We start from the raw sequence: 13435 nt of genomic DNA on the forward strand, positions 1-13435 counted from the left end.
GCCCGCTGCCGGGGCGGCCTGCACGCGGCCCGGCACGAGCACGGCCCGGCCGACGGCGCGTTCACCACCGGGCTGGCGCACGCGGGCGCGGCGGGGCTGCCGTTCGACGAGGCGCGGCTGCGACTGGGGTACGGGAGGTTCCTGCGCCGGCTGGGGCGGCGCCGTCAGGCGCAGTCACAGCTCGAGCTGGGGCTGGTGCTGTTCGCCCGGCTGGGGGCGGCCCCGTACGTGGACCGGTGTGAGCGGGAGCTGAGCGCGTGCGGGCTGCCGCGCGCCGAAGGCGGGGCCTCGCCGCTGCTGCGGCTGACGCCACAGGAGCAGGCGGTGGCGCGGCTGGTGGCGACCGGGATGACGAACCGGCAGGTGGCCAGGGAGCTGGTGCTGAGCGTGAAGACCATCGAGTACCACCTGGGCAACGCCTACGCCAAGCTCGGGGTGAGCTCGCGGGTGGCGCTGACGACCAAACTGATGGGCTGAGCCGCCGTCGTACGGGGTCCGGCTGGACGGAATGCCGGCCGTTGACACCGGGCCCTCACCATATGTCCAACCGGTTTGCTGATATTTCGGAAATCTAGGGACCATGGAGGGCGTGAATCTCAACGGCCGTAAATTCGTGATGGTGAGCTCGACCGCGAGCACGGTGAACCAGGACAACCCCACGGAGTTCCTGTACTGGGAGGCGGACGGGGTGGTGTGGGGCGAGTACACGGGCGACACCGTGACCCTCGGCCGCTTCGTCGGGACGCGGGACGACGACGTGGTGGCGATCTCGTACGCGCACGCGCTGAAGGCCGGGGGCAAGGCCGGCGGGCGGAGCAGCAGCCGCATCGAGACCGGGGACGGCGGGCTGCTGCGCCTGGTCGAGGAGTTCACGTTCGAGGGCGATGACACGCCGCACGTGAGCGTGTGCACGGAAGTGGCCTGATCAGTCGTCCTTCCGCAGGGCGGCCCTGCCCTCGGCGGCGCCGACGAAGCGCATCTTGCCGAGCGGCACGTCGCCGCCCTGCGCCTCCTGGGCGGGCCGGCGGGACGGACGGCCGCGGTCACGGTCGCTCGGCAGCACGTACGGCCGCCGGAGCACTTCGTCCAGGATGAACACCGTCTCGGTGGCCTTGACCGCGGGAATGTTCGCCAGCCGGTCGGTCACCATGGTGTGCACCTCGGCCACGTCGGACACGCGTACCTGGATCATGGCGTCGTGCTGGCCGGTGGTGATCGCGCAGTACTCGACCTCCGGCATCCTGGCCAGCTCGGCCCTGAACTGCTTCCACATCTGCTGGCGCACGGTCACGAAGATCAGCGCCGTGATGCCGAGCCCCGCCCTGACGTGGTCGATCTCGGCGGTGAAGCGTTTGATCGCGCCGTCCGCGCGCAGCGCCTCGAAGCGGGTGTAGGCGTTCGCCCGGGAGATGCCCACCCGCTCGGCCAGCGCCGCGACCGAGATCCTGCCGTTCTCGCGCAGGATCTCGAGGATCTTCATGTGGATGTCGTCGAGCTCGAGACCGATACCGATCCGTCCAGGCTGACCGCCGCCGCCGACACCATTTCTGGAAATTTCACTCATCATTACCTCAACGACCTTTATATACGTCTCAGCGACCGCACAGGACCTGGACGTTCTGCCGCACAATCCTCGACATCCTTCTGACGAACGTCCAATTTTGGAGGACCAACATGGCGACCCGCTCGCAGACGGCGGCTGTGCTGCTCGCCGGTGCACTCGCCCTCGCCGCCTGCGGAAGCGGCGGCACCTCCCCGGCCCCCGGAGCTTCCGGGGCCGCGGGGGGCAAGACCCTCGTCATCGACACGTCCTTCGACCTCAAGACGGCCGACCCCGGCCGTACCTACGAGCCCACGGGCCTCATCGTGGGCAAGGCGGTCTACGAGACGCTGCTGACGTTCGACGGTGCCGACGTGACCAAGCCGGTGCCGGCCCTGGCCGAGTCGTACGAGCTCGCCGAGGACGGCAAGACCCTGACGCTCAAGCTCAAGCAGGGCGCCACCTTCGCCGACGGCTCGCCGGTGACGGCCGACGACGTCGTGTTCTCGCTCACGCGGGTGCGCGACATGAAGGGGACGCCGTCGTTCCTGCTGGACGGCGTCGAGGTGGCCAAGACCGACGACTCGACGATCACGCTGACGTCGAAGACGGCCAACCCGGCGCTGCCGTACATCCTGCCCAACCCGGCGCTCGGCATCCTCAACAGCAAGGTCGCCAAGCAGAACGGCGCCACCACGGACGCGCAGGACAAGGCCGAGCAGTACCTGAACGCCTCCTCCGCCGGCTCCGGCCCGTACGTGATCGAGTCGTTCAACGTGAGCAGCCAGGTCACGCTCAAGGCGAACCCGAAGTACTACGGCACCAAGCCCGCCTACGACAAGGTCGTCATCCGCAACGTCGAGGCGGCCACGCAGAAGCTGAACGTCTCGCGCGGAGACAGCCAGGTGGCGCTCAACCTGTCGGGTGACCAGGTCACCGGCATGCCCGCGACCCTGCAGGTCAAGAAGACCGCCTCCGCGAACGTCATCTTCCTGCTGGCCAACCAGGACTCCGCGATCAGCGAGACCACCCCGAACGCCAAGTTCGTCGAGGCGGTGCGCAAGGGCGTGGACTACACGGGGCTGCTGGAGCTGGCCGGCGAGGGCTCGACGCAGGCGCCGGGCGTCATCCCGTCGCAGCTCCTCGGCGCGCTGCCGGCCGACCAGGGCGCCAAGCGGGACGTCGAGGGCGCCAAGGCGGCCCTGGCCGCCAGCGGGCTGTCCAACCCGACGGTCAAGCTGGAGTACCCGAGTGAACTGACCGTCAACGGCCTGTCGTTCCAGCCGCTGGCCGAGCGCGTCCAGGCCAACCTCAAGGAGGTCGGCATCACGGTGGACCTGCAGCCCGCGCCGGTCACCACGGCGCTGGACAACTACCGCAACGGCAAGGAGGAGATGGGCCTGTGGTACTGGGGCCCCGACTACCCTGACCCGAGCGACTACCTGGCCTTCCTGCCGGGCAAGACGGTCGGCCTGCGGGCCGGCTGGAAGGAAGGGGCGGCCAAGGAGCTCGAGGCGGCCGGCGAGAAGGCCGCCGCGACGATCGGCGACGAGCAGCGCAAGGCGGCCTACGTGGACGTCCAGACGAAGCTCAACGCCTCGGGGCCGTTCATCCCGCTGATCCAGCCGAGCCAGAACATCGTGACGGCCGGGTCGGTGACCGGGCTCGAGTACCACCCGGTCTGGACGGTCGACGTCGCCGACCTCGGCGCGAAGTAGGAGTCCGCAGGTGTCCGACACCTCCGCGCCGCCGGCGCGCGGGCGGCGGGGGGCGCATCCCCTGGTGCGCTTCCTCGTCCGGCGCGTGCTGCTGGCCGTGCTGATGGCCTGGGGGATCACCCTGGTGACGTTCGTGCTGACGAACCTCGTACCGGGGGATCCCGTGGCCGCCAACCTCGGCCAGCGGGCGCTCGGCGACCCGGCCATCGTGGCGCAGTGGCGGGCCGAGCACGGGCTGGACAAGCCGCTCTGGCAGCAGTACCTGATCCACCTTCAGGGGCTGGTCGGCGGCGACCTGGGCACCAGCCAGCAGAGCCACCGCCCGGTCAGCCAGGACCTGGCGGAGTTCGTCCCGGCCACGCTGGAGCTGGCCGGGGCGGCCATCCTGGTCTCGCTCGTGCTGGGCGTGGCGTTCGGGGTCGTGGCCGCCCTGCGCCGGGACCGGCTGGCCGACCACGCGCTGCGCGTGCTGAGCCTGATCGGCATCTCGGTGCCGACGTTCTGGCTGGCGCTGGTCGCCTTCTACGTGTTCTTCTACCGGCTGCAGATCACCCCGGGCAGCGGCCGGGTCGACGCGGCGCTCGGCTCGGCCCCGGCCGTGACCGGGCTGCAGACGGTGGACGCGCTGCTGGCCGGCCGGTGGGACATCTTCTCCTCGGCCGTCGGCCACCTGATCACGCCCGCCCTGGTGCTGGCGCTCTACACGATCGGGCTGCTCACCCGGTTCACCCGCTCGGCGGTGCTGGAGGTGCTGGGGCAGGACTACGTCCGCGCCGCCAGGGCCAAGGGCCTGCCGGGACGCACGATCCTCTTCCGGTACGTCCTGCGCTCGGCCCTGGTGCCCATCATCACCGTGGCCGGCCTGGCGTTCGGCAGCCTGCTGTCCGGCACCGTGCTGGTCGAGGCCATCTTCGCCTGGCCCGGCATCGGCCAGTACGCCTACAAGAGCGCCACCACCCTCGACCTGCCCGCCGTCATGGGCGTCGGCCTGGTCGTGGGCATCGTCTACCTCGTCATCAACCTGATCGTGGACGTCCTGTACGGCGTCATCGATCCCCGAGTGAGGCTGCAATGAGACGCCGCGACCCCCTGGCCCGCAAGGGCCTCGTGCGGCGGCTGCCCGAGGCGTGGCGGCAGCCCCTGGCCGTCGTGGGCGGCGTGCTGGCGGTGGCCTGGGTCGTCATCGCGCTGGCCGCCCCCGTGCTGGCGCCGCACGACCCCCTGGCCCAGGAGCTGCCGCGCCTGGCGCCTCCCGGCCCCGGGCACTGGTTCGGCACCGACCAGCTCGGCCGCGACATCCTGAGCCGCGTCATGTACGGCGCGCGCGTGTCGATCCCGCTGACGCTGCTACTGGTGGCGCTGTCGGTGCTGATCGGCGGCCTGCTCGGCGCGATCGCCGGGTACTTCGGCCGGTGGGCCGACGAGACGATCATGCGGCTGGCGGACCTGGTGTTCGCGTTCCCGACGGTGATCCTGGCCATGGTGGTGGCCGCGGCGCTGGGCGCGAGCCTGGGCAACGCGGTGCTGGCCGTGCTGGTCGTGGCCTGGCCCGCCTACGCGCGGGTGACGCGCGGGCTGGTGCTGGGCGTGCGGGAGCGGGAGTTCGTGCTGAGCGGGCGGCTGCTGGGCTTCTCGGTGTGGCGCTCGCTGCGGGTGGACGTGCTCCCGAACGTGACCGGCCCCATCCTGGTGCTGGCCACCCTGGACATCGGCACCGCGCTGCTGCTGCTGTCCGGCCTGTCGTTCCTGGGGCTGGGCGCCAAGCCGCCCTCTCCCGAATGGGGGGCGATGGTGGCCTCGGGCGTGGAGGTGTTCGACAGCTGGTGGGTGGCGACGTTCCCGGGGCTGGCGATCCTCACCGTGGTGCTGGCGTTCAACTTCCTCGGTGACACCCTGCGGGACGCGCTCGATCCCCGTACCGCTCGCGCGATCAAGGAGCGTGCGCTGTGACGCTGGACATCACCGGGCTCAAGGTCACGATCGGCGAGAAGGAGATCCTGCGCGGCGTCGACCTGCGGCTCGAGGCGGGCACGGTGCACGGGCTGGCCGGGGAGAGCGGGTCGGGCAAGACGATGACCGGGCTGGCCGCGCTGGGGCTGCTGCCCCACGGCTCGCGGGTCTCGGGCTCGATCCGGCTCGGCGAGCGCGAGCTGCTGACGCTGCCGCCCAGGGAGCTGAACCGGGTACGCGGCGGCGAGGTCGCCATGGTCTTCCAGGACCCGGCGACGAGCCTGCACCCGATGCTGACCGTCGGCAAGCAGCTCACCGAGCACATGCGGCACCACCTGCGGCTGGGCAGGGCCGAGGCCCGGGCCAGGGCGGTGGAGCTGCTCGGCAAGGTGCGCATCCCGGGCCCCGGGGAGGCGTACGGGCGGTTCCCGCACCAGTTCTCCGGCGGGATGCGGCAGCGGATCGCGATCGCCATCGCGCTGGCCTGCTCGCCGAAGGTGCTCATCGCCGACGAGCCGACGACCGCGCTGGACGTGACGGTGCAGGCGGGCGTGCTGCGACTGCTGCGCGGGCTCTGCGACGAGCTGGGGCTGGCCGTGCTGCTGGTCACGCACGATCTGGGGGTCATGTCGGCGGTCGCGGACGAGGTGAGCGTGATGAAGGACGGCCTGGTGGTCGAGTCGGGGCCGCGCGGCCGGGTGCTGCGGGAGCCGGCGCACGCCTACACCCGCTCGCTGCTGGAGTCCCTGCCGGACGCCCAGCCGTCCGCCCGGCCCGGCGCCCCTACTGAGGAGAACGGCCGATGAGCCTGCTGACCATTGACGACCTGGTCGTCGAGCACCGCTCCCCCGGGCGCCCCGTGGTGCGGGCGGTGGCGGGGGCCAGCCTGGCGGTCAACCCGGGCGAGGTCGTGGGGCTGGTCGGCGAGTCGGGGTGCGGCAAGTCGACGCTGGCCCGCGCGGTCTGCGGCCTGAACCCGGTCACCGAGGGCTCCATCGCGTTCGAGGGGCAGCCCGTCACGCCACTCGGGTTGCGGCGCAGGAAACTGACCGGGATCCAGATGGTGTTCCAGGATCCGTACGCGTCGCTGAACCCGCGGCGGCGGGTGGGCGACCAGATCGCCGACGGGCTGCGCACCGTGCGCGACACCGCGACCTCCCCCGCCGACCTGCTGGAGCGGGTGGGGCTGCCCCGGGACTTCGCGGGGCGGCATCCGCACGAGTTCTCGGGCGGGCAGCGGCAGCGCGTCGCCATCGCCAGGGCGCTGGCGGCGCGGCCACGGCTGCTGATCGGGGACGAGCCCATCTCGGCGCTGGACGCGTCGGCGCAGGCGCAGGTGGCCCGGCTGATGCGGGACCTGGCCGTGGAGTCGGGGGCGGGGCTGCTGTTCATCAGCCATGACCTGTCAGTGGTACGACTGATCGCGGACCGGATCGCGGTCATGTACCTGGGCAAGATCGTCGAAGTGGGCGCCACGGCGGAGGTGTGGGCGGATCCGCGGCATCCGTACACGAAGGCGCTGCTGGGGGCCATCCCCGCGCCGGACGGTCTGGGGGTGCTGCCGGCGGAGTTGCCGGGTGACGTGCCGGATCCGGCGAATCCGCCGGGTGGCTGCCGGTTCAACCCGCGTTGCCCGATGGTGATGGACGTGTGCCGCGAGAAGGAGCCGGACTTCGGGCCGGTCGCCTGCTGGCTGCACGAGCCCAAGTGACGCCGGAGGGAGAGACGGGAGCCGGCGCGGTGCGGGAGGACACGGCGGGTGTGAACACGTCCGGAGCGGGGCCCTGGCGGGTGGCGGCCGTACGGGAGGCGATGGCGGGGGCCGGGGTGGACGCGCTCGTGCTGCGGCCCTCGCCCGACTACCGGTTCCTGGGCGGGGGCGAGGGCGCGTTCCTGGTGGTGACGCGCGAGACGGTGGCCGAGACCGCCGATCCGGCCGGGGTGGTGCCCGAGGGGGCGCGGCGGGTCGGGGTGGATCCGGAGATGCGGGTCCGGGAGCTGTTCGGTCTGGCGATCGAGGCCGAGCTCGTGCCCGCCTCCTCCGTGTTGGCGCCGCTGCGGCTGCGCAAGGAGCCGCACGAGGTGGCGGCCATCGGGCGCGCGGTCGCCGCCGCCGAGCGGGTGCTGGGGCAGGCGCAGGAGCTGGCCTGGTTCGGGGCGACCGAGCGGGCCATGGCCCACCGGCTGCGGCTGCTGCTGGTGGAGTCGGGGTGCGAGGAGGTGGTGGCGCTGCGGGTGGCGGCGGGCGAGCACACGGCCAGGCCCGCGCCCGCCCCCGGGGAGCGGGTGATCAATCCGGGTGACGCGCTGCTGGTGTCGGTGTGCGGGCGGTGGGGCGGCTACTGCGCGGAGGTGGCCAGGGTCTTCGTGGTGGCCGAGCCGCCGGAGGACTTCGAGGCCATGTACTCGGTGGTGCTGGCGGCGCACCGGGCGGGCCTGTCGGCGATGCGGCCCGGCGTACCGGTGACGGAGGTGTCCAGGGCGGTAGGCGAGGTGATCGACGGCAGCGGGTACGGGCGCTTCGGCGCCGCCCACGTCGGCCGCGGGGTGGGGCTCGGGCCCGACGAGGGGCCACGGCCGGGCGAGGACACCGTGCTGACGGCCGGGATGACGTTCTGCCTGGAGCCGGCCATCTACGTGCCGGATCTGTTCGGGGCCCGGGTGGCGGACGTGGTGGCCTGCACGGACGACGGCCCGGCGCTGCTGGGCTCCTGCCCGCACCCTCTCCTCGTCCTCGACCGCTGACCTCCTGACCCGGCCGGCCGCGCCGATCCCCGGCCCGTCTCAGAGCGCGGCGGGCAGGAACGGGTCGAAGACGCTGTCGGGGATGTGGTGGCCGACGTCCTCCCCGAGCGCCCCGTCGCCGGTGAAGGCCCAGTCCACCAGGACGCTCTCGCCGCCACTGTCGCGTCGTCCTCGGCCGGCTCGTACGGCACCGGCTTCGACCCCGAGTAGTCCCGCAGGAACGACCGGCTCAGGACGTGCCTTGCCGCCCGGCCACGTCTTCGGTCCACAAGGCCAGGTCTCCATCGTCGCGCTCGGCCAGGAGCAGCAGCTCCGGCGCGCGCAGCCCGGTACCCGCCCACACCCCCGGCAGGCCGTCGGCGTACAGGTCGGCCGCCGTGCGCCAGTAGGTCCGGTGGCGCGGGTCCTCGGAGTGCCGCCACCCGTCGGGTGCCTCCTTCCGCCTGGTCAGCACCTTGAGCACGGCCGAACGCGCGCCCCTGCGCACCCGCCGGATGCCGCCGGTCACGGCGTTCAGGGGGTTGTGGGTGAGCGGCTCCATGACGGCGTCTATGCCGCCGAGCACAGTTGCGATCTCTTCTTCCACCCGGAGAACCTTAAGGGCCGTGACGGTGTGTGACGGTTCACGCCAAAGGGTAGTCAACGAACATGCTGCGCATCGGCACGTGGAGGTCTGCCGAGTCGGTCGACGTCGTCGCCTGCGGCTGGCGCGACAGCGGCCCTGGACAGCCCAGAACGGGCATCAAGCTCATCTACGGCATCGACGGCCGGCCGATCCCGGACCTTGACGGGCTGCGCGTCGCCACGCTGGTGGCGCGAGGCGCCGAGGAGATCGCCGAGTTGCTGTTCGACGGGGCCGACGTGGTGTTCACCGCGCCCGGCTGCTGCCCGGCGGCGCCGGTGGTGGCGGCGGGCATCTGGCACTACGGGTGGACGAGGCGGGATCGCGGCGCGCTGGCGGGCGCGACCGTGGCGGGGCTGGCGCTGGCCGCCCAGCCGGGGCCGTGCTCGGTGGAGATCTGGCCCGACGGCCGCAGCTCACTCGACGGTGACGTGACGACGGCGGCGGTGCGCGCGTGCCTGGCCGCCCACTTCTCCGGCGGCCGTTACCGCACGCCCGAGGTCACGGTGCCGCTGGAGTCGGTCCGGCTGAGCCAGGAGGCCCCCAGCCGGATCGGCATCGCCCTGAGCGCCGCCGCCCGCTGAGCCGTCCGCTGAACCCCTCCTGTCCTGCCTCCCGCCGGCTGAGTCATGCGTACGAAAAACCCTCTTCTCTTGGTGGTCCTGTACGAATCGGGGCCGCCCGCCGATGGCATACGGTCGCCCTTGGGGGGTCCATCAAGAAAGGGTGGCACGTTGATCGAGGTCAGGGAGCTCCGCGACATGGCGGAGTTCGAGCGCGTCTACGCGCTGTTCGACGGCATCTGGGGGTTCGGCTCCGGCGACCCGCCCATCACGATGGAGCTGATGCGGGCGCTGTCGCACGCGGGCGGCTACGTGGCCGGGGCCTTCGACGGCGATCGCCTGACCGGCGGCTCGGTCGGCTTCCTCGCCGCCGGCAACGCGCTGCACTCCCACGTGACCGGCGCGACGGCGGGCCGCGGCATCGGGTTCGAGGTCAAGCAGCACCAGCGCCGCTGGGCCCTGGAGCGCGGGCTGGAGCGCATCACCTGGACCTACGATCCTCTCGTGCGCCGCAACGCCCACTTCAACCTGGCCAAGCTGGGCGCTCGGCCGCGCGAATACCTGCCGCGCTTCTACGGCGCCATGGAGGACGCGGTCAACACGGGCGACGAGTCCGACCGGGTCCTGGCCGAGTGGTCCCTGACCGACCCGCACGTGGTGGCGCTGGCGCGGCGGGAGCCGTACGTCACGCCGGTGCCCGGCGGGGCGGTGGTGGCGCTGGCCGACGAGGGCGGGCGGCCGGCGCCCGGCGCGGCGGACGCCGGGACGGTGCTGGTCGCGGTGCCGCCCGACATCGAGGGGTTGCGCCGCACGGACCCGGGAACGGCCAAGGCGTGGCGGCTGGCCGTCCGCGACGTCCTGGGGGGCCTGATGGCGCGGGGCCACCGGGTCACAGGGTTCTGCGGCAAGTCCTACTACATCGTGGAGAAGACGTGAAGATCACTGGAGTTGAGCTGCGGCGGATCGCGATGCCGCTGGTGGCGCCGTTCCGCACCTCGTTCGGCACCGAGACCTCCCGCGACGTCCTGCTGGTCAGGGTCGTGACGCCGGACGCGGAGGGCTGGGGCGAGTGCGTGGCGATGGCCGAGCCGCTCTACTCCTCCGAGTACGTCGACGGCGCCGCCGAGGTGATCCGCCGCTTCCTGCTGCCCGCGCTGCCGAAGAACCTCGACGTGCACGACGTGGGCCGCGCCCTGGAGCCGATCAAGGGCCACCGCATGGCCAAGGCGGCGCTGGAGACGGCGGTGCTGGACGCGCGGCTGCGGGCGAGCGGCGAGTCGTTCGGCCGTTTCCTGGGCGCGGCCACGGACCGCGTGCCGTGCGGGGTGTCGGTCGGCATCATGGATTCGATCCCGCAACTCCTGGACGCGGTGGCGGGCTACCTCGACGAGGGCTACGTCCGGATCAAGCTGAAGATCGAGCCCGGCTGGGACATCGAGCCGGTGCGGGCCGTACGCGAGCGGTTCGGCGACGACGTGCTGCTCCAGGTCGACGCCAACGCCGCCTACTCCCTCACCGACGCCCGCCGCCTGGCCAAGCTCGACGCGTTCGACCTGCTGCTGATCGAGCAGCCGCTGGCCAACGACGACCTCGTGCAGCACGCCACGCTGGCCAGGCAGCTCGAGACCCCGATCTGCCTGGACGAGTCGATCGAGTCGGCCGAGCACGCCGCCGCCGCGATCGCGCTCGGCTCGTGCTCGATCGTCAACATCAAGCCGGGCCGGATCGGCGGCTATCTGGAGGCGCGCCGCATCCACGACCTGTGCCGGGCGAACGGGATCGCGGTGTGGTGCGGCGGCATGCTGGAGACCGGCCTCGGCCGGGCGGCGAACGTGGCCCTGGCCGCGCTGCCCGGATTCACGCTGCCCGGTGACACGTCCGGGTCGCGCCGCTACTACGCGACCGACATCACCGAGCCGTTCGAGCTGGTGGACGGGCACCTCAACGTCCCGGCGGGGCCGGGCCTCGGGGTGGAGCCGATCCCGTCGGTGCTCGACGAGGTGACGACCTCGACGGAGTGGATCACCCTCTGAGGGACGATCCTGATGAAATTCGGGTGCGCGCGCGTGCGGCCGGGTGTTGCATGAACCGGATGATCGACGAACCGCTGGACCGACTCCGCGCCGCCGCCCGCCGCACCCGTGAGCTGGCCCTGAGCCGGGCGAGCACCGGCCTGGGCCACCAGGACGCCGACGACGACGTCGGCACGATCGGCACGGACGGCGCCCTCGGGTTCGACCCGTTCCCGCTGCTCGAAGCCCTCCATCACCACGGCGTCCACGCCGTGGTGATCGGGCAGGTCGCCGGCATCATGCACGGATCCACTGAGCTGACCGGCGATCTGGACCTGCTCTGGGACGGCGTCCCGGCGCACGCCCCGGCCCTGGCCGCCGCCTTCGCCTCCGTCGGCGCCCGGCTGGCCGACGAGAACGGCGACCCCGTCGCGACTCACCCCGACTCCTTTCTCCGCCCCAAGGTGGAGTTCACCTCCCCCGGAGCGGGCGGCGACTGCTGCACCCCGGCGCTGCCCTGGGGCGACCTTCGCGTCCGGGAGTGCCTCGACCACGCCATCACCGCGACCGGCCCCGGCGGCCTGGAGGTTCGCTACGTCTCACGAGAGGACCTGATCCGGATGCGCCGCGCCACAGGCCGCCCCAAGGACCTCCGGCGAGCGGCCGAACTGGCCTCGCGGGGGACCGGAGACGGCTACTGAGGGCCGCGCCGCCGAGGGCCTCCAGCGGGGCGCGTTATGGTGGGCTTTCCCCCGCCGGATTCGGCGCTATCCGCTCAGGCCTCCCCCGGCCCGGGCCACACGCATGAAATGGATGGTCCCCAATGGTTCGCACGCCGGTACGGCAGGTCGCCGTGTTCGGTGCCGGGTACATCGGTCTGGTGACCGGCGCCTGTCTCGCCGAGCTCGGGCACCGGGTGGTGATCCGGGACATCAACCCGGACAAGATCGAGCTCCTGCGGTCCGGCGACGTCCCGATCTACGAGCCGGGCCTCGGCGACATGCTCACCAGGAACAAAGAGCGCCTGACCTTCACCATGGACCTCCAGGAGACCCTGGAGGGCACCGAGATCGTCTACGTGTGCGTGGACACCCCGCCGTCGGCGTCCGGCGACGCGGACCTGTCCCGGCTGTGGTCGGTGGTGCGGTCACTGGAGGGCGCCGCGCACCTGAAGGCCGTGGTGGTGAAGTCCACCGTGCCGGTCGGCACCGGCGCCCGGGTGCGGTCGGCGCTCGACGCGGCGGGCCTGGCGCACGTCGGATACGCCTCCAACCCCGAGTTCACCGCCGAGGGCCGCGCGGTCGAGGACTTCCTGCACCCCGACCGCGTCGTCATCGGCGCCGCCGACGAGGCCACCGCCGAGCTGATCTCGGAGCTGCACGAGGGCGTCGAGGGCCCGGTCGTGGTGATGGACGTGCGCTCGGCCGAGATGGTCAAGCTGGCCTCCAACGCCCTGCTCGCCACCAAGATCAGCTTCATCAACGAGATCGCCACGCTGTGCGAGAAGACCGGCGCCGACGTCGAGGAGGTGGCCCGCGCCGTCGGCCTGGACCACCGGCTCGGCCCCCACTTCCTGCGCCCGGGCATCGGCTGGGGCGGCTCCTGCTTCCCGAAGGACTCCGAGGCGCTGCGGCAGCTCGCCAGCAACACCGGCTACCACCTGCAGCTCCTGTCGGCCGTGATCGAGGTCAACAACCTGCAGAAACGCCGCGCGGTCCAGAAGCTCCAGGACGAACTGGGCACGCTGACGGGCATGCGGGTGGCGCTGCTCGGGCTGACGTTCAAGCCGGGCACCGACGACATGCGCGAGGCGCCCAGCACGGTGCTGGCGGCCCGGCTGCTGGCCGAGGGCGCCGAGGTGAGCTGCTGGGACCCGATGGCCCGCCCGGCCGACACCGAGCCGTGGACCTCCACCAGCCGCCACGAGAGCCCGGAGGAGGCCCTCCAGGGGGCCGACGCGGCGATCGTGGTCACGGAGTGGCCGCAGCTCAAGGAGGTGGATTGGGCGCACGCCGTGACGGCGATGCGCCGGCCGGTCATCTTCGACGGCCGCAACCTGCTCGACCCGGCCGGGATGCGCGCGCTCGGCTTCACCTACATGAGCGTCGGGCGGCCGTAGCGGCTCCCTGTGACGGCTCCCTGTGACGGCGGCCGTGGCGGCCGGTGTGGCGACGGCTGTGAGGGCGGCCGTGGCGGCTTTGGGTCCGGCGGAATAATCCGTTGCGGTCCGACGCTGATGCCCGCACTATGGTCATCATGTTCCTGCACGCTCACCTCGCGACGCC

16 protein-coding genes are annotated in these 13435 nt (G+C 72.3%); 14 read left to right on the forward strand and 2 right to left on the reverse strand.

Features of this window, described 5'->3' with window-relative positions:
- Positions 1 to 477, forward strand: a 477-nt coding sequence (locus AB0I15_RS63495) for a helix-turn-helix transcriptional regulator (RefSeq protein ID WP_358119491.1), incomplete at its 5' end; no start/stop codon positions are given.
- Positions 478 to 589: 112 nt separating this feature from the next.
- The gene (locus AB0I15_RS63500) at positions 590 to 925 is read left to right on the forward strand and encodes a hypothetical protein (protein WP_358119494.1); all 336 of its coding nucleotides are present in this window, start codon (positions 590 to 592) and stop codon (positions 923 to 925) included.
- Here the strand turns inward: AB0I15_RS63500 and AB0I15_RS63505 are convergent, their stop codons facing one another.
- Positions 926 to 1480, reverse strand: a complete 555-nt coding sequence (locus AB0I15_RS63505) for an Lrp/AsnC family transcriptional regulator (RefSeq protein WP_358119497.1) — start codon at positions 1478 to 1480, stop codon at positions 926 to 928.
- On the opposite strand from AB0I15_RS63505, the gene AB0I15_RS63510 reads away from it, so the two are divergent.
- From AB0I15_RS63510 to AB0I15_RS63540, 7 genes are read left to right on the forward strand one after another with little or no spacing between them, the layout of a single operon-like run.
- Positions 1481 to 1648 (forward strand): hypothetical protein, encoded by a 168-nt coding sequence (locus tag AB0I15_RS63510; RefSeq protein ID WP_358119500.1) that lies wholly within the window; start codon positions 1481 to 1483, stop codon positions 1646 to 1648. It begins immediately after the preceding gene.
- A gap of 26 nt (positions 1649 to 1674) precedes the next feature.
- On the forward strand, positions 1675 to 3258 hold the full coding sequence (locus AB0I15_RS63515; RefSeq protein ID WP_358119502.1) for an ABC transporter substrate-binding protein: 1584 nt from the start codon (positions 1675 to 1677) through the stop codon (positions 3256 to 3258).
- A gap of 10 nt (positions 3259 to 3268) precedes the next feature.
- Complete coding sequence (locus tag AB0I15_RS63520) at positions 3269 to 4333, forward strand: ABC transporter permease (protein WP_358119505.1); 1065 nt, start codon at positions 3269 to 3271, stop codon at positions 4331 to 4333.
- Positions 4330 to 5208 (forward strand): ABC transporter permease, encoded by an 879-nt coding sequence (locus AB0I15_RS63525; RefSeq protein ID WP_358119507.1) that lies wholly within the window; start codon positions 4330 to 4332, stop codon positions 5206 to 5208. Before AB0I15_RS63520 ends, AB0I15_RS63525 begins: the two co-directional genes overlap by 4 nt.
- Entirely contained in the window at positions 5205 to 6014 is an 810-nt protein-coding gene (locus AB0I15_RS63530; protein WP_358119510.1) for an ABC transporter ATP-binding protein, read from the forward strand. Before AB0I15_RS63525 ends, AB0I15_RS63530 begins: the two co-directional genes overlap by 4 nt.
- Positions 6011 to 6919, forward strand: coding sequence for an ABC transporter ATP-binding protein (locus tag AB0I15_RS63535; protein WP_358119512.1), 909 nt, complete (start codon positions 6011 to 6013; stop codon positions 6917 to 6919). The genes AB0I15_RS63530 and AB0I15_RS63535 overlap by 4 nt, the downstream gene beginning before the upstream one ends.
- Complete coding sequence (locus AB0I15_RS63540) at positions 6916 to 7953, forward strand: M24 family metallopeptidase (protein WP_358119515.1); 1038 nt, start codon at positions 6916 to 6918, stop codon at positions 7951 to 7953. The genes AB0I15_RS63535 and AB0I15_RS63540 overlap by 4 nt, the downstream gene beginning before the upstream one ends.
- 229 nt (positions 7954 to 8182) lie before the next feature.
- Here AB0I15_RS63540 and AB0I15_RS63545 read toward each other — a convergent pair whose 3' ends face one another.
- Positions 8183 to 8539 carry a hypothetical protein gene (locus AB0I15_RS63545; protein ID WP_358119518.1) on the reverse strand — a complete coding sequence of 119 codons (357 nt, stop codon included), beginning with the start codon at positions 8537 to 8539 and terminating at the stop codon, positions 8183 to 8185.
- A gap of 62 nt (positions 8540 to 8601) precedes the next feature.
- On the opposite strand from AB0I15_RS63545, the gene AB0I15_RS63550 reads away from it, so the two are divergent.
- The 5 genes from AB0I15_RS63550 (at position 8602) to AB0I15_RS63570 (ending at position 13269) form a co-directional block, all read left to right on the forward strand.
- The gene (locus tag AB0I15_RS63550; protein WP_358119520.1) at positions 8602 to 9159 is read left to right on the forward strand and encodes an acyclic terpene utilization AtuA family protein; all 558 of its coding nucleotides are present in this window, start codon (positions 8602 to 8604) and stop codon (positions 9157 to 9159) included.
- A gap of 150 nt (positions 9160 to 9309) precedes the next feature.
- Positions 9310 to 10074, forward strand: a complete 765-nt coding sequence (locus tag AB0I15_RS63555) for a GNAT family N-acetyltransferase (RefSeq protein ID WP_358119523.1) — start codon at positions 9310 to 9312, stop codon at positions 10072 to 10074.
- A complete protein-coding gene (gene menC / locus AB0I15_RS63560) occupies positions 10071 to 11171 on the forward strand; it encodes an o-succinylbenzoate synthase (protein ID WP_358119526.1) in 1101 nt (366 codons plus the stop codon). Before AB0I15_RS63555 ends, menC begins: the two co-directional genes overlap by 4 nt.
- Before the next feature lie 59 nt (positions 11172 to 11230).
- A complete protein-coding gene (locus AB0I15_RS63565) occupies positions 11231 to 11851 on the forward strand; it encodes a hypothetical protein (RefSeq protein ID WP_358119528.1) in 621 nt (206 codons plus the stop codon).
- 122 nt (positions 11852 to 11973) lie between these two features.
- On the forward strand, positions 11974 to 13269 hold the full coding sequence (locus AB0I15_RS63570) for a UDP-glucose/GDP-mannose dehydrogenase family protein (protein WP_358119532.1): 1296 nt from the start codon (positions 11974 to 11976) through the stop codon (positions 13267 to 13269).
- Positions 13270 to 13435 lie beyond the last annotated feature (166 nt).

This window comes from Nonomuraea sp. NPDC050643, from assembly GCF_040654715.1.
In the GTDB taxonomy this organism is placed as follows: Bacteria; Actinomycetota; Actinomycetes; order Streptosporangiales; family Streptosporangiaceae; genus Nonomuraea.

Coding starts and splice junctions, on each gene's coding strand:
- AB0I15_RS63505 (WP_358119497.1), bottom strand. CDS start 1,480: ATGAAGATCCTCGAGATCCTGCGCGAGAACGGCAGGATCTCGGTCGCG.
- AB0I15_RS63515 (WP_358119502.1), top strand. CDS start 1,675: ATGGCGACCCGCTCGCAGACGGCGGCTGTGCTGCTCGCCGGTGCACTC.
- AB0I15_RS63525 (WP_358119507.1), top strand. CDS start 4,330: ATGAGACGCCGCGACCCCCTGGCCCGCAAGGGCCTCGTGCGGCGGCTG.
- AB0I15_RS63535 (WP_358119512.1), top strand. CDS start 6,011: ATGAGCCTGCTGACCATTGACGACCTGGTCGTCGAGCACCGCTCCCCC.
- AB0I15_RS63550 (WP_358119520.1), top strand. CDS start 8,602: ATGCTGCGCATCGGCACGTGGAGGTCTGCCGAGTCGGTCGACGTCGTC.
- AB0I15_RS63565 (WP_358119528.1), top strand. CDS start 11,231: ATGATCGACGAACCGCTGGACCGACTCCGCGCCGCCGCCCGCCGCACC.
- AB0I15_RS63570 (WP_358119532.1), top strand. CDS start 11,974: ATGGTTCGCACGCCGGTACGGCAGGTCGCCGTGTTCGGTGCCGGGTAC.